Origin of the sequence: Thauera chlorobenzoica (genome assembly GCF_001922305.1) — a bacterium.
Taxonomy (GTDB): Bacteria; Pseudomonadota; Gammaproteobacteria; order Burkholderiales; family Rhodocyclaceae; genus Thauera; species Thauera chlorobenzoica.
The window spans coordinates 665,676-680,688 of record NZ_CP018839.1; the positions used below are offsets into that span (position 1 = coordinate 665,676).

A 15,013-nucleotide genomic window follows, 5' to 3' on the forward strand; every position below is an offset into this window, starting at 1 on the left:
ATGGACGCGCGCACGCCGGCCGCAGCGCGGGCAAGCCCGCCGCCGTCCCGCTGGCGGCGGGGGCTGAAGTGGCTGGGCGGGGGCGTGGCGCTGGCGCTCGCCGCTGCGCTCGGGGCCGGCGCGTGGCTGCTCGGCACCCCGTCCGGGCTCGAGGCTGGCCTCGCCCTCGCCCGCCATGCCAGCGGTGGGGCGCTGCAGGTCGAGGGCGTGCGCGGGCGCGTGCTCGGGCGCCTCGACCTCGATGCGCTCGCCTACCGCAGTCCCGCACTGGAACTCGAGCTGAAGGACGTCTCGCTCGCCTGGTCGCCGGCGGCGCTGCTCGATCGCCGGCTCGAAATCGCCCACCTGACGGTCGGACGGATGGATCTGGCCCGGGCTGCGGCTGCGGACGAGGCGGCAGCCGGACCTCTGCCGGCCCCGGCGTCGCTCGCGCTGCCGTTCGCGATCGAGTTGCGCCGGCTCGCCGTCGGCGCTTTTGCGCTGCGCGCGCTGCGCGCGCTCGAACCGGCCGCCGGAGCGCGGGAAGAAGCGCCGCGCCCGCCCGCCGGGGCGGTCGCCGGCGACCCGGCGCCCGCCGCCGAAGCCGGCGCTGAAGCCCCCGCCACCGAGGATGCCGCCCCGGGCCTGCACTTCACCGCGCTCGAAGCCGCGCTCGACAGCGACGGCCGCCATCACCGCCTGCGCGAACTGTCGCTGGTCTTGCCGCAAGGCGCAGTCCGTCTCGCCCTCGCCGTCGATGGCGAGGCGCCGTTCGCGCTCGAAGGCGCGGGGCAGTTCGACGGCGTCATCGAGGGGCGCGCGCTCGCTGTGCAGCTCGGCCTCGCCGACACCTTGCTCGAACCGCGGATCGAGGTCGAGGCCCGCGGCGAAGGCCTCCATGCCCGGATCGAGCTCGAGGCCGCGAGCTTCGAACCGGTTCCGCTGCGCCGGCTCTCGCTCCGGGTCGACGGACTCGACCCCGCCGCTTTCGTCGACGGCGCGCCGCGTGCGGCGCTCGATCTGGAGGCCGAGCTTGCGCCGTCCGCGGCCGGGGACGGGACGATCTCGGGGCCGGTTGCGGAGGGGATCGCGGGGCTGCCCGTGGGGCGGCTCACGGGGCCGCTCCGCGTGCATAACCGCCGGCCCGCTGCGGCCGATGCCGGAGGCATTCCACTGGAAAGCCTTTCCGCGGTGCTCGACTGGCGCCGCGAGGAGATCGCCCTCGATGCCCTCGACCTCCGCCTGGCGGGCGCGGGGCGGATCACCGGGCGGGTGGCCTGGCAACCGCCCGCGGCGGCTGGGGCGGTCGAGGGCGCAGGCGAGGGCGAGGGCGAGGGCGAGGGCGCGGCGTCGCCTGCGGCTTCCGGCACCCGCTCCGGCTCCGGCCGGATCGTGGCCGCACTCGCGCTCGCCGCCATCGACCCGCGCGCGCTGTCGAGCGCGGCGCCGTCCGCGCGCCTGAACCTCGACCTGGAGGCTGCCGCCGACCTGCCGGCGGCCGGTCTGCCGCAGGCGGCGGAGCTGCAGTTCCGCATCCACGACAGCACGCTCGACGGCCGCCCGCTCAGCGGTGACGGCCGCCTGCGCCTCGCCGGCGGACGCCTGCCGGAAGTGCGCCTCGCCGCCCGGCTGGCCGGCAACACCGTCGAAGCCGACGGTGCGCTCGGCGCCGCGGACGACCGCCTCGCGCTGCGCCTCGATGCGCCGGCGCTGGGCGCGCTCGGTTTCGGCCTCGCCGGGCGCGCCGGGGCCGAGGGGCGGGTGGGCGGCACGCTGGATGCGCCCAGTGGCGAGTTGCAGTTCTTCGGCGAAGCCCTCGTCCTGCCGGGCGTGCTGCGCCTGGCAGGGATCAACGGCAGCGTGCGCCTCGATGCCGGCGTCGACGGCCCCTTCGCCCTCGCCCTCGGCCTGTCCGCCCTCGGCCCCGCCGGCGCGGGGGAGGGTGGCCAGCCCCGGCCCGACTGGGTGGAGCATGCCCGCCTTGCCGTCGAAGGCACGCGCGCGCGCCACCGGCTCGAACTCGACGCCGCCGGCCCCGTCATGCCCAGCGCGGGTGGGGCCGGCGACACTGCCGACACCGTGCGTCTGGTGCTGGAGGGCGGCAGCGGCGATGGCGAGCGCCTGCGCTGGGCCGGCGAGCTTGCCGCGCTCGAACTGGCCGGGCGCTTCGCTGCCCGCCTCGCGGCTCCGGCCGCGCTCGAACTGGCCGCCGACCGCGTGGCGCTGGGCGCGGCCCGGATCGATGCCGGCGGCCGCGGCCGCATCCACCTGCTCGAGACGGCGTGGTCGCCGGCCGCAAGCGTGCTGCGCGGCGAGCTCAGCGGCCTGGTGCTGGCGCCGGAATCGAAACGTGCCGATGGCCGCCCGCGGCGCAATGCCGAGCCGCTGACCCTGGGCGCACGCTGGGACCTGAAAATGGGGCGCACGCTCGAGGGCGAGGCGCGCCTGTTTCGCGAATCGGGCGACCTCAGCGTCGAAGGCGAGATCCGCACCCGGCTCGGCCTGGAGCGGCTTGACGCCGTGCTCGCGGCGCGCGGTGAGCGCCTCGAGCTGGCGCTGGATGTGCGCGGCAGCGAACTCGGCCGCATCCACGGCGAAGCCGGGCTCAACGCCCGCCGCAGTGCCGACGGGGTGTGGAGCGTGCCGCCCGAGACCCCGGTCCGCGCTGCGGTCCGTCTCGACATGCCGTCGATCGCCTGGCTCGGCCGGCTCGCGCGTGAGAACGTCGACACCGCCGGCCGTATCGACGGCCGCTTCGACGTCGCCGGCACGCTCGCCGCGCCGCGCGCCAGCGGCACCCTCCAGGGCCGCGAGCTTGGCTTCACCCTGATCGACCAGGGCCTGATCCTGTCTGGCGGCGAGCTCGACCTCGACTTCGACGACGACCGCCTGCGCCTGACCCGGCTCGAATTCATCTCGCCCAACCGGGTGCGTCCGCGCGAGCGCCGCATCCCCTTCGAGCGCCTCACCGCCACCCCCGGCCGCTTCACCGCCCGCGGCGAGATCGCGCTCGACAGCGGTGCGGGCGACTTCCACTTCGAGGCCGAGCGCCTGCCCCTGCTGCAGCGCGACGACCGCTGGATGCTGCTGTCGGGCCGTGGCAGCGCGCGCAGCAGCTGGAGCTCGCTGGCGCTGGAGGCTGGCTTCGAGGCCGACGCCGGCTATCTCGAATTCGCCGAGTCGCCGCCGCCCAGCCTGTCCGACGACGTCGTCGTCCTCGGCCGCGAGCGGCCTGCCGAAGGCGGTGCCTTTGCCGTCACCGCCGATGTCCGCGTCGGCCTGGGTGATGCGCTCTACCTGTCGGCGCTGGGGCTGGAAACCCGGCTCGCCGGCGGGTTGCGCATCCGTCTGCAGCCCGAGCGCCCGCTGTCGGCGGTGGGGACGATCTCCACCGTCGGCGGCAGCTACCGCGGCTACGGCCAGCGCCTCGCGATCGAGCGCGGCACGGTCAACTTCCAGGGGCCGCTCGATGCCCCCGGGCTCGACATCGTCGCCCTGCGCAAGGGGCTGGCGGTGGAGGCCGGGCTCGCGGTCACCGGCAGCGCCCGGCGGCCGCAGGTGCGGCTGGTGTCCGAGCCCAATGTCCCCGACCCCGAAAAGCTGTCCTGGATCGTGCTCGGGCGCGCGCCCGATGCCGCTTCGGGCGCCGACCTCGGACTGCTGCTGCCGGCGGCCTCGGCCCTGCTCGGCGGCCCCGGCGGCGGCATGACCGAAGAACTGTCGCGCAGCCTGGGCTTCGATTCGTTCTCGATCGGCCAGGGCGAACTCACCAGCACCGCGCGCGCCGCGAGCAGCCGGGTCGTCGGCAGCGGCTCGACGATCGCCGCCGGCCCTTCGGTGAGCGGCCAGGTATTGAGCCTGGGCAAGCGTCTCGGGCCGGACCTGTTCCTGTCTTTCGAGCAGAGCCTGGGCGGGGCGGCGACCCTGGTTAAACTGAGCTACCAGCTGTCGCGCCGGGTGTCGGTGATCGCGCGCGGCGGCACCGACACCGCGCTCGATTTGAGCTACGGTTTTTCTTTCCGCTGAACCCACGCATGGAGTCCATCCCGATGAGCGAAACCCGGCAAGACCCCGTACTCGAAACCGCGATCCTCGGCGGTGGCTGCTTCTGGTGCCTGGAGGCGGTGTTCAAGGACGTCGAAGGCGTCGTCACCGTGGTCCCCGGTTACTGCGGCGGCCACCTCGAGCTACCCGACTACCGCCAGGTCTGCGCCGGCGGCACCGGTCACGCCGAAGTCGTGCGCATCGAGTTCGATCCGGCGCGGCGCAGCTACCGCGAGCTGCTCGAGATCTTCTTCGCGATCCACGATCCGACCAGCGTCGACCGCCAGGGCAACGACATCGGCCCGCAGTACCGCTCGGTGATTTTCGTCACCCGCGAGGAGCAGCTCCACACCGCGCTCGCGCTGATCGAGGAGATGGGCGAGCAGCGCCTGTTCCCGAAGGCGATCGCGACCCGGGTCGAGCCTGCGCCGAAGTTCTGGATGGCCGAGCCCGAGCACCACGACTACTATGCCGGCAACAGCGACCAGCCCTACTGCCAGTACGTGGTCGCGCCCAAGATCGCGAAGTTCCGCGAGCACTTTGCCGCCCGCCGCCGCGGCGAGCACAACAGGTAGAATCCTCCCCCTCGACCACCCCCAGGAGAACAGGCATGACCCAGACCACCACCACCACCGCCAGCGGCCTCGTCATCGAAGAGCTCGAGCTCGGCAGCGGCGACACCGCGGAAAAAGGCAAGATGGTCGCGGTGCATTACACCGGCTGGCTCACCGACGGGCGCAAGTTCGACTCCAGCAAGGACCGTAACGACCCCTTCCACTTCCCGCTCGGCGCCGGCCACGTCATCCGCGGCTGGGACGAAGGCGTGCAGGGCATGCAGGTCGGCGGCCGGCGCAAGCTGACCATTCCGCCCGAGCTGGGCTACGGCACCCGCGGCGCCGGCGGCGTGATTCCGCCCAACGCCACTCTGGTGTTCGAAGTCGAGCTGCTGAAGGTGCTGTAAGCCCCGCCGCCCGTCCGGCCCTGCCCGGCGGGCGTTCAGCGGGCGTCTTCAGTGGGCGTCTTCAGCCGGTTGTGGCGACGATCTCCAGGATCGCGTCGCCGTAGGCTTCGCGCTTGCGGTCGCCGATGCCGCTGATCCCGGCCAGTTCGCCCTGCGAGCGTGGCCGGGCGATCGCGATCTCGCGCAAGGTGGCGTCCTGGAACACCACGTAGGCGGGCACGTTGCGCTCTTTCGCAGTGGCCGCACGCCACGCCCGCAGGCGGTCGAAGAGCGTGGTCGGAATGCCGCCCGGGATGTCCATCGGGGTAGCGGCGCGCCGCCGGCTGCGCGAACGGCTGCGCTCGCGCTCCAGGCGCAGATGGAACCCGGTCTCGCCGCGCAGCAGCGGACGGGCGGCGTCGGTCAGGCGCAGCGCGTTGTAGCGCTCGTGGTCGACGGCGACCAGCTCGCGCGCCACCAGCTGGCGGAACACCGTGCGCCAGCGCTTCTCGTCGAGTTCGCTGCCGATGCCGAAGGTGGTGATGTCCTGGTGGCCGCGCTCGACCACCTTGTCGGTCAGTTCGCCGCGCAGCACGTCGATCAGGTGGCCGGCGCCGTAGCGCTGGCCGGTGCGATAGACGCAGCTCAAGGCCTTACGTGCGGCTTCGGTGGCGTCCCAGGTCTGCGGCGGGGAGAGGCAGTTGTCGCAGTTGCCGCAGGGGGCGGAGTCCTCGCCGAAGTAGGCGAGCAGGTGCTGGCGGCGGCAGGTCGTGGCCTCGACCAGGCCGACCAGCACCTCGAGGCGGTTGCGCGCCAGGCGCTTGAATTCCTCGCTCGCCTCCGATTCGTCGATCATCCGCCGCTGCTGGACCACGTCCTGCGCGCCCCACGCCATCCACGCCTGCGCCGCCAGGCCGTCGCGCCCGGCGCGGCCGGTTTCCTGGTAGTAGCCTTCGATCGAGCGCGGCAGGTCGAGATGGGCGACGAAGCGCACGTCGGGCTTGTCGATCCCCATGCCGAAGGCGATCGTCGCCACCATCACCAGGCCGTCCTCGCGCAGGAAGCGCGTCTGGTGCCCGGCGCGCAGCTCCTGCGTCATGCCGGCGTGGTAGGGCAGGGCGTTGACCCCATGCTCGCACAGCCACGCCGCGGTTTCCTCGACCTTGCGCCGCGACAGGCAATAGACGATGCCGGCCTGTCCCGGGCATTCCTCGCGGATGAAGGCGAGCAGCTGGCGGCGCGGGTCGTCCTTGTCGACGATGGTGTAGCGGATGTTCGGGCGGTCGAAGCTGGAGATGAAGCGGCGCGCGTGGGTGAGGTTCAGGCGCCGGGCGATTTCCTCGCGCGTCTGGCGGTCGGCGGTGGCGGTGAGGGCGATGCGCGGAATCGCCGGATAGCGCTCGGGCAGGATCGATAGCTGCAGGTACTCGGGGCGGAAGTCGTGCCCCCACTGCGACACGCAGTGTGCCTCGTCGATCGCGAACAGCGCCAGGCGGCCGGTGTCGCGCAGGTGGTCGAGCTGGTCGAGGAAGCGCGGCGTCATCAGGCGCTCGGGAGCGACGTAGAGGAGGTCGAGCTCGCCCACGTAGGCTGCGCGTTCGACCGCGCGCGCGGTGTCGGCGTCCTGGCTGGAATTGAGGAACGCGGCCCGCACCCCGGCTTCGACCAGCGCGCTGACCTGGTCCTGCATCAGCGCGATCAGCGGCGACACCACGATTGCGGTGCCTTCGCGCAGCAGCGCCGGAATCTGATAGCACAGCGACTTGCCGCCGCCGGTGGGCATCAGCACCAGGGCGTCGCTGCCGGCGGCGACGTGCTCGACGATCGCCTGCTGCTCGCCGCGGAAGGCGGAATAGCCGAAAACGTGGGCGAGGACTTGCTGGGCGCGGCCGCCGGTGGCCGGCGGCGGGGAGGGGGTGTCGGCAAACATGGACCGCATTCTAGCGCTGTCCCGGCGCATCCCGGCCGCTCCCGGGGCCGCCGAATGCGCCCGCCAGCGCCGCAGGAAATGTCATCCGCCTTGCTGACGAAGCATTTCGGCCATTCCCGCTCAGCTCTCGGGGTGCCCATTGCCGTCATCGACGGCGTTTGCCTGTGCCGCCTGCTGCGGGCTCAGGTCGCCGTCGAGCACCGCCAGCATGCGCGCGGCCTTGGCTACCTGCTCGGTGGCGCGCCGCTGCAGGCTGGCCAGGCGCAGCCAGTCCTGCATGGTGGCGATGTCGATGCGGGCGTGCGCGCCGTGCAGCAGCAGCGCTTCCTTGAGCGCCTGGTAGTGCGCTTCGACCTCTTCCAGCAGGACTTCCACCGCGGCGGCGCTGAATTCGCCGCGGCTCGCATCGGCGCTCGCGGCGAGCGCCGCCACCGCCTGGCGGAAGGTGGCGACGGCGGCGTCGAGTGCAGCGCCGGGCGCCGCGCCCAGCGTCGCGCCCAGGCTACCGGCCTGGCGCACGGCGGCGACGGCGCTCTCCTGGTATTGCAGCGTGCGCAGGCTGTGGGCGAGCGCTTCGACCAGCGCCGCGGGCAGGGTCGCGCCGCTGAGCTTGCCGATGTAGGCGGTGATCTCCGGGGCGAGGGCGTCCAGGGTCGATGCCTGGCGCTCGATCCAGGGCGCGTCCGGTGGAACCCGGGCGGCGGCGGTCAGCGCGGTGGTGGTGAAGGACTGGGTACGGCCCAGTTCCTGGCGCAGCGCATGCAGGGCGAGGTCGGGAACGGTCAGCGAAGGCGGGTCGAGGTGGCGGGGGCGGGCGATTTCCTCTTCCTGGCTGCGGAACCGGCGCGACAGCAAGCGCAGCATCGGCGCCGCCAGCGCCACCATCAGCAGCACGCCGAGGAGGTTGAACGCGGTGTGGAACATCGCCACCATCACCGCGGGCGTTGCCGGCTGCTCGAACCATGTGCGCAGCAGCCCGAGCAGGCCGATCAGCAGCGGCAGCATCAGCAGCGCGACGCTGCCGGTGACGAGGTTGAACATGACGTGGGCGGCGGCCAGGCGGCGGGCGCTGGAGGTGGCGCCGATCGCCGACAGGATGGCGGTCGAAGTGGTGCCGATGTTGGTGCCGATCACCATCGCGCAGGCCGCCTCCACCGACATCAGCCCGCCCTGCGCGGCGGTGATGATGAGTGCGATCACCGCGCCCGAGGCCTGCATCAGCACCGTCAGCACGGTGCCGATGGCGACCAGGGTCAGCCAGCCCGCCACCCCCGGCATCACGTAGTCCTGCAGGCTGATGGTTGCGCCGAAGCCGGAGAAGGCGTCCTTGAGCACGTCGATGCCGAGGAACAGCACGCCGAAGCCGGCCAGGGCCTGGCCCAGCGCACGCTGCGCGCGGCCAGCATCAGCACCGCGCCGACGCCGACGAAGGGCAGGGCGAAGGCGTCGATCCTGAAGCTGAAGCCGAGCGCCGCCACCAGCCAGGCGTTCATCGTGGTGCCGACGTTGGAGCCGAAGATCACCCACATCGCGTTCTTCAGCGACAGCAGGCCGGTGTTGACGAAGCCGATGCTGGCGACCGTCACCGCGGTCGATGACTGCACTGCCGCGGTCATCAGCATGCCCGCGGCGAGGCCGCGCGCCGGGGTCGCGGTGCCGCGCTCGAGCAGGGCGGGGAGCGCGCGGCCGGCGGCGAGCTTGAGGCCTTCGGTCAGCATGTGCATGCCGATCAGGAACAGGCCGATGCCCCCGGCGAGGGCGGCGGCGGCGTCGAAGGCGTCGACAGCGGCAAGGGGGAGGGCGGCGGGGTCCAGGGCAAGGCTCCAGGGGTGGCGTGCGACAAGGGTAATCCCGCCGCGGCCGATTGTGGAGCGGGGCGGTGGCGCAGCCGGAAAGACGGATATTGCGGCGCAGCAAACGAACCCATGGGAAAACCCCGAATCGCCCTGCCGAAGCCTTGCGGCTCGAGGCTGCTAGCAGATCGTGCGCTGCACGATATTGACTTTTATCAAAAAACCGTGTTGCGGCGATGTTTTTCGCTATGGCAACATCGTTGGCACCTGCCGAAAACGAAGCGGACTTGGGGGTGATGCCATGACATGTGCAGGCCGCACAGCAGGCTGGATCGCGATCACGGCCGCGACCGCGACACCGGCGCTCGCGCAGGATCTGCCCGCCCGCTACAACATCCCGGCGCCGGTCACGTCGATCGCCGCGCAGATTCACGACCTCCACACCCTGATGCTGGTGATCTGCCTGCTGATCTTCGTCGGCGTGTTCGGCGTGATGTTCTGGGCGGTGTTCCGCCACCGCAAGTCGCGCGGCGCGGTGGCGGCGAATTTCCACGAGAACACCGCGGTCGAGATCGCGTGGACGATCGTGCCGGTGCTGATCCTGCTCGGCATGGCGTGGCCGGCGACCAGGACCGTGATCGAGATGAAGGACACCTCCAACCCCGACCTCACGATCAAGGCCACCGGCTACCAGTGGAAGTGGGGCTACGACTACCTCCAGGGCGAGGGCGAAGGCATCCGCTTTCTTTCCAGCCTGGCTACGCCGCGCGCCCAGATCGAGGGCGCCGCGCCCAAGGGCGAGACCTATCTGCTGGAAGTCGACAACCCGCTGGTGGTGCCGGTCGGGAAGAAGATCCGCGTCCTGCTGACCGCCAACGACGTCATCCATTCGTGGTGGGTGCCGGCCTTCGGCGTCAAGCAGGACGCCATTCCCGGCTTCATCCGCGACACCTGGTTCCGCGCCGAGCGGGAAGGCGTGTTCCGTGGCAACTGTGCCGAGCTGTGCGGACGCGACCACGGCTTCATGCCGGTCGAAGTGCACGTGGTGTCGGCCGAGCGTTACCGCGCCTGGGTGCGGGAGCAGCGCGCCGTGCCGAGCGCGCTGGCGGACGCGGCGCGGGCGCCGCGATGAATCCGTCCCCGCCCGCCCCCGCCGCCATCCGACAGGAGGATTTCCGCATGGCCGCCGCCCCGCACGACCTGCCGCACGCCCCTCACGCCCCTCACGCCCCTCACGCCCCTCACGCCCCTCACGCCCCTCACGCCGGCCCCAGCGGCCTGATGCGCTGGATCACGACGACCAACCACAAGGACATCGGCACGATGTACCTGGTGTTCAGCTTCGTCATGTTCCTCTCCGGCGGGGTGATGGCGCTGACGATCCGCGCCGAGCTGTTCCAGCCCGGGCTGCAGGTGGTGCAGCCGGAGTTCTTCAACCAGCTCACCACCATGCACGGCCTGGTGATGGTGTTCGGCGCGATCATGCCGGCCTTCGTCGGCTTCGCCAACTGGCAGATCCCGCTGATGATCGGCGCCTCCGACATGGCCTTCGCGCGCATGAACAACTGGAGCTTCTGGCTGCTGCCGCCGGCGGCGATCCTGCTGCTCGCGTCCTTCTTCGTCCCCGGCGGCGCCACCGCCGCGGGGTGGACGCTGTACGCGCCGCTGTCGGTGCAGATGGGGATGGGGATGGACCTGGCGATCTTCGCCCTCCACATCCTGGGGGTGAGCTCGATCATGGGCGCGATCAACATCGTCGTCACCGTGCTCAACATGCGCGCCCCCGGGATGACCCTGATGAAAATGCCGCTGTTCTGCTGGACGTGGCTCATCACCGCCTACCTGCTGATCGCGGTGATGCCGGTGCTGGCCGGGGCGGTGACCATGATCCTGACCGACCGCCACTTCGGCACCCACTTCTTCAACGCCGCCGGCGGCGGCGACCCGGTGATGTACCAGCACATCTTCTGGTTCTTCGGCCATCCCGAGGTGTACATCATGATCCTGCCGGCGTTCGGCATCATCAGCCAGATCATCCCCGCCTTCGCGAGGAAGCCGCTGTTCGGCTACGCCTCGATGGTGTACGCCACCGCCTCGATCGCGATCCTGTCGTTCGCGGTGTGGGCCCACCACATGTTCGCCACCGGCATGCCCGCCGCCGGCCAGCTGTTCTTCATGTACGCGACGATGCTGATCGCGGTCCCCACCGGGGTGAAGGTGTTCAACTGGGTGGCGACGATGTGGCGCGGGGCGATGACGTTCGAGACGCCGATGCTGTTCGCCACCGGCTTCATCTTCGTGTTCACGATCGGCGGCTTCACCGGGCTGATCTGCGCCATCGCGCCGATCGACATCCAGGTCCAGGACACCTACTACGTGGTCGCCCACTTCCACTACGTGCTCGTCGCCGGCAGCCTGTTCGCGCTCTTCGCCGGAGCCTACTACTGGCTGCCAAAATGGACCGGCCACATGCCGAATGAAACCCTCGGGCGGTTGCACTTCTGGTGCTCGATGGTGTTCTTCAACATCACCTTCTTCCCGATGCATTTCCTCGGCCTGGCCGGCATGCCGCGGCGCATTCCCGACTACGCGCTGCAGTTCGCCGACTTCAACATGCTGGCCTCGATCGGCGCCTTCGGCTTCGGCCTGTCGCAGCTGATCTTCCTCGCCGTGGTGATCCGCTGCATCCGCGGCGGCGAGCGTGCCGCCGCCCGCGCCTGGGAAGGGGCCGAAGGCCTGGAATGGACGGTGCCCTCGCCCGCCCCCCACCACACCTTCGAGGACGCGCCGCTGGTGCGCTGAAGATCATGCACCCCAGCGACCGCAGGACCGCCAACCGCCGCACCGGGCTGATGCTCGCCGCGGTGGCTGCCGCCTTCTTCGTCCTCGTCATCCTCAAGTACAAGGTCTTCGGCCAATGAACGCCCCCGCCCGCGATCGCCGCGCTGCCGACAACCGCCGCCTGCTGCTGCGCCTGCTGGTGTCGGCGGTGGTGATGTTCGGCTTCGGCTTCGCGCTCGTGCCGTTCTACGAACAGATCTGCGAAGTCACCGGGATCAACAACTTCCTCCGCCCCGAGGCCGAGCAGGGCGCGCGCGCGGCGGCGGGAAATTCCCAGGTCGATGCCGGGCGCCGCATCCTCGTCCAGTTCGACGCCAACCTGCACGACCTGCCGTGGCGCTTCCAGCCATTGCAGCGCTCGATCGAGGTCCATCCGGGGCAGCTGGTGCACGTCGACTACGAAGTGTCGAACCCCGGCGCGGTGGCGGTCACCGGCCAGGCCGTGCCGAGCTACGGCCCGCAGCGGGCGGCGCGCTACTTCAACAAGATGGACTGCTTCTGCTTCACCCAGCAGACCCTGGCGCCGGGCGAAGTGCGGACCATGCCGGTGGTGTTTGTCGTCGATCCGGCGCTGCCGGACGATATCGGGGTGATCACCCTGTCCTATACCTTCTTCATGCTGCAGGGGCGCAGCACCTCCGCCGCGGTGAACGCGCCGGGGGCGACATGAGTGGCGGGGAGGCACCGCCGCCGCGCCGCGCCGGGTTCTGGGCGACGCTGCGTGCGGTGCTGTGGTCCTTCGTCGGCATCCGCAAGCGCCGCGCCTGGCATGAGGACGCAGCGCAGCTCGACCCCAGGGCGGTGGTCGTGGCCGGGGTGCTGGTGGGGCTGGCCTTCGTCCTCGGCCTGGTGGCGATCGTGCAGTGGGTGCTTGCGCGTGCCGGAGCCGCGTAGGCGGCGCGGCGGGGCGGACAGGCTGGCGGGGCCGACAGGGAAACGGGGAACGCAACGGAGAGCAGATCATGAACCAGGCTTCCAGCATGCACTCGGCGGAGCGCTATTTCGTTCCTGCGCCGTCGACCTACCCGATCATCGGCGCGCTCGCGCTGCTGCTGTTCGGCGCCGGTGCGGCGCTGTGGCTGAACCGGGTGGCGTCCGGGCCGTGGCTGTTCTTCGGCGGCGTTGCGGTTCTCGTCTACATGCTGTTCGGCTGGTTCGGGCAGGTCGTGCGCGAATCCGAGTCCGGCCTCTACGGGCGGCGGGTGGGGCGCTCCTTCCGCTGGTCGATGGGCTGGTTCATCTTCTCCGAAGTGATGTTCTTCGCCGCCTTCTTCGGCGCCCTGTTCTACGCCCGCGTGCTCGCCGTGCCCTGGCTCGCCGCGGGTGCCAACGAGGCCCTGCTGTGGCCCGGCTTCACCAGCGCCTGGCCCACCGCCGGGCCGTACACGCCCAGCGGCGCCGACCCGTTCACACCGGTGGGGGCCTGGGGCATTCCCGCGCTCAACACCCTGATCCTGCTCAGCTCGGGCGCCACCCTGACCTGGGCGCACCATGGCCTGCTGCAGGCGCGGCGCGGCCAGCTCAAGCTCGGGCTGGCGCTGACCATCGCCCTCGGCCTGCTGTTCATCGGCCTGCAGGCCTACGAGTACGGCCACGCCTGGCGCGAGCTCGGGCTACGGCTGGACAGCGGCATCTACGGCGCCACCTTCTACCTGCTCACCGGCTTTCACGGTCTGCACGTGACGATCGGCGTGCTGATGCTGATCGTGATGCTGTGTCGCGCATTTGCCGGGCATTTCAGCCCCGCACGCCACTTCGGTTTCGAGGCTGCGGCCTGGTACTGGCATTTCGTCGATGTCGTGTGGCTGATCCTGTTCGTCGTCGTGTATTGGTTGTGAGCGGCTTGTGATCGGGCACCGGGGCACATCGATGTCGACGCCGGGCGTCCGCGGACTGCCGTCCGGGGGCCCGGCGGGACGGCGGGGAGGGAAGAGGGCAGTGGGGCGCGGCATGGGGCGGGCCTGGCTGCGCCACGGCCTTCCCCTGCTGGCGGGCGTGGCGGTGGTCGCGCTCACCGTCGCGCTCGGCAACTGGCAGCTGCGGCGCGCGCAGGACAAGGCCGCGCTGCAGGCCGCGCTCGATGCCGCCGCGCAGGCTCCGCTACGCAGCGCCCCGGCCGACGCGGCGCTCGCCGCCACGCCCGCGGCCCCCGGCCTGCGCCCCGGGCAGCGCCTGCGGCTGGAAGGCGAATGGCTGGCTGCGGCCACCGTCTTCCTCGACAACCGCACCCACCAGGGGCGTGCCGGTTATCACGTGCTGACGCCGCTGCGCCTGGCCGACGGCTCGGGCGTGGTGCTGGTCGATCGCGGCTGGGTGGCGGCCGGAGCCGACCGTGGCGCGCTGCCCGAAGCACCGCTCGCCGCCGGGCGCGCGGTGCTGGAAGGGCGCCTGCACCTGCCCGAGGCTTCGCCTTTCACCCTGGTCCGGGGGGGGACGGAGGTGTACGAACCTGAGGTGGGCGGGCCGGACGCGGGCGGGCGGCGGTGGCAGGTGCTCGACCCGGCGCGGCTCGGCGCCCAGCCCGGGGTTGGTCTGCCGCCGTGCGCCGGCGCCCCGGCGGGGGCGGGATGCGTCGCGCCGTGGATCGTGTTGCAGACTTCGGCCGCGGCCGACGGCCTGGTGCGCGACTGGCCGTTGCCCGCGGCCGGCATCGAACGCCATCGCGGCTACGCCTTCCAGTGGTATGCCCTGGCGGCGCTCGCCGCCGTGCTGACCGCCGGCTACGCCCGGCGCCTGATCTTGTGGAGACGCCATGACCAGCCCGACCCTCCCGCTGCCGGACGCTGAGCCGCTCCGCCCGCTGCCGCCCGCGGCGCGCCGCCGCGCGCGCCGCACGCTGCTGCTGCTCGCCGTGGTCTGCGTGCTGCCGGTGGTGGCGTCCTACCTGATGTTCTACCTGTGGCCGCCGCAGGGGCGGGTGAACCACGGCACCCTGCTCGAACCGGCGCCCCTGCCCGCCACCGTCCTCGACGGCGCCGGCGGGCAGCCGGCGCTGGCGCGGGCCGAACTCGAAGGGCGGTGGACGCTGCTCCTCGCCGCCCCCGCAGCCTGCGACGCCGCCTGCACTCGCGCGCTCTACGTGATGCGCCAGGCGCGCCTCGCCCAGGCCAGGGAGATGGCGCGCGTCGGCCGGGTGTGGCTGATTACCGACGGCGGCGAGCCTGCCGCCGAGGCGCTCTTCAGCGCCGTGTCCGGCACCTCGCCCGGACCTTCGCCCGGCACCGCGTCCGGCACCGCATCCGGGACTTCGCCTGCCGACGGGCTGCGCCTCGCCCGCGCCGATGCCGCCTGGCTGGAGGCGCTGGCACCGGCGGCGCCGGGCACGATCTACCTGGTCGATCCGCGCGGGCAGCGGATGATGCGCTTCGACGACACCTCCGGACGCACCGCTGCGGCGCAGGCGCTGAGCCGCGACCTGCAGCGCCTGCTCAAGTATTCCGCCCTCGGGCGCACCCCGCCGGGAGCGCGGCCGTGAGCGCCGGCGCC

14 protein-coding genes are annotated in these 15,013 nt (G+C 71.9%); 11 read left to right on the forward strand and 3 right to left on the reverse strand.

Annotated elements, in window-relative coordinates; all coding sequences use genetic code 11:
* Genes Tchl_RS03285 through Tchl_RS03295 form a run of 3 tightly spaced genes read left to right on the forward strand, consistent with a single transcriptional unit; the run spans position 1 to position 4,984 of the window.
* Entirely contained in the window at positions 1-4,005 is a 4,005-nt protein-coding gene (locus Tchl_RS03285; protein WP_075147132.1) for a translocation/assembly module TamB domain-containing protein, read from the forward strand.
* A gap of 23 nt (positions 4,006-4,028) precedes the next feature.
* Positions 4,029-4,598: a peptide-methionine (S)-S-oxide reductase MsrA gene (msrA, locus tag Tchl_RS03290; protein WP_075147133.1), complete on the forward strand. Its 570-nt coding sequence runs from the start codon at positions 4,029-4,031 to the stop codon at positions 4,596-4,598.
* A gap of 35 nt (positions 4,599-4,633) precedes the next feature.
* Positions 4,634-4,984: an FKBP-type peptidyl-prolyl cis-trans isomerase gene (locus Tchl_RS03295; RefSeq protein ID WP_075147134.1), complete on the forward strand. Its 351-nt coding sequence runs from the start codon at positions 4,634-4,636 to the stop codon at positions 4,982-4,984.
* A 61-nt stretch (positions 4,985-5,045) separates the two neighbouring features.
* Here the strand turns inward: Tchl_RS03295 and recQ are convergent, their stop codons facing one another.
* The 3 genes from recQ to Tchl_RS18255 all read right to left on the reverse strand — a co-directional run bounded on the left by recQ (position 5,046) and on the right by Tchl_RS18255 (position 8,611).
* Entirely contained in the window at positions 5,046-6,893 is a 1,848-nt protein-coding gene (recQ, locus tag Tchl_RS03300) for a DNA helicase RecQ (protein ID WP_232311645.1), read from the reverse strand.
* A gap of 120 nt (positions 6,894-7,013) precedes the next feature.
* Positions 7,014-8,249 (reverse strand): Na/Pi symporter, encoded by a 1,236-nt coding sequence (locus Tchl_RS03305; RefSeq protein ID WP_268810521.1) that lies wholly within the window; start codon positions 8,247-8,249, stop codon positions 7,014-7,016.
* Positions 8,171-8,611 (reverse strand): Na/Pi symporter, encoded by a 441-nt coding sequence (locus Tchl_RS18255; RefSeq protein ID WP_268810520.1) that lies wholly within the window; start codon positions 8,609-8,611, stop codon positions 8,171-8,173. Before Tchl_RS18255 ends, Tchl_RS03305 begins: the two co-directional genes overlap by 79 nt.
* 376 nt (positions 8,612-8,987) lie before the next feature.
* On the opposite strand from Tchl_RS18255, the gene coxB reads away from it, so the two are divergent.
* From coxB to Tchl_RS03340, 8 genes are all read left to right on the forward strand, one after another.
* On the forward strand, positions 8,988-9,818 hold the full coding sequence (coxB, locus tag Tchl_RS03310) for a cytochrome c oxidase subunit II (RefSeq protein WP_075147136.1): 831 nt from the start codon (positions 8,988-8,990) through the stop codon (positions 9,816-9,818).
* 149 nt (positions 9,819-9,967) lie between these two features.
* Positions 9,968-11,488 (forward strand): cytochrome c oxidase subunit I, encoded by a 1,521-nt coding sequence (gene ctaD, locus Tchl_RS03315; protein ID WP_103893825.1) that lies wholly within the window; start codon positions 9,968-9,970, stop codon positions 11,486-11,488.
* Between the two features lie 5 nt (positions 11,489-11,493).
* Positions 11,494-11,607, forward strand: coding sequence for a cytochrome oxidase small assembly protein (locus Tchl_RS18090; protein ID WP_232311646.1), 114 nt, complete (start codon positions 11,494-11,496; stop codon positions 11,605-11,607).
* Positions 11,604-12,197: a cytochrome c oxidase assembly protein gene (locus Tchl_RS03320; protein ID WP_075147138.1), complete on the forward strand. Its 594-nt coding sequence runs from the start codon at positions 11,604-11,606 to the stop codon at positions 12,195-12,197. The genes Tchl_RS18090 and Tchl_RS03320 overlap by 4 nt, the downstream gene beginning before the upstream one ends.
* On the forward strand, positions 12,194-12,421 hold the full coding sequence (locus tag Tchl_RS03325; RefSeq protein ID WP_075147139.1) for a DUF2970 domain-containing protein: 228 nt from the start codon (positions 12,194-12,196) through the stop codon (positions 12,419-12,421). Before Tchl_RS03320 ends, Tchl_RS03325 begins: the two co-directional genes overlap by 4 nt.
* A gap of 68 nt (positions 12,422-12,489) precedes the next feature.
* A complete protein-coding gene (locus tag Tchl_RS03330; protein WP_075147140.1) occupies positions 12,490-13,365 on the forward strand; it encodes a cytochrome c oxidase subunit 3 in 876 nt (291 codons plus the stop codon).
* 112 nt (positions 13,366-13,477) lie between these two features.
* Positions 13,478-14,314, forward strand: coding sequence for an SURF1 family protein (locus Tchl_RS03335; protein WP_075147141.1), 837 nt, complete (start codon positions 13,478-13,480; stop codon positions 14,312-14,314).
* On the forward strand, positions 14,280-15,002 hold the full coding sequence (locus Tchl_RS03340) for a hypothetical protein (RefSeq protein ID WP_198158980.1): 723 nt from the start codon (positions 14,280-14,282) through the stop codon (positions 15,000-15,002). The genes Tchl_RS03335 and Tchl_RS03340 overlap by 35 nt, the downstream gene beginning before the upstream one ends.
* The last annotated feature ends 11 nt before the right edge of the window (positions 15,003-15,013 follow it).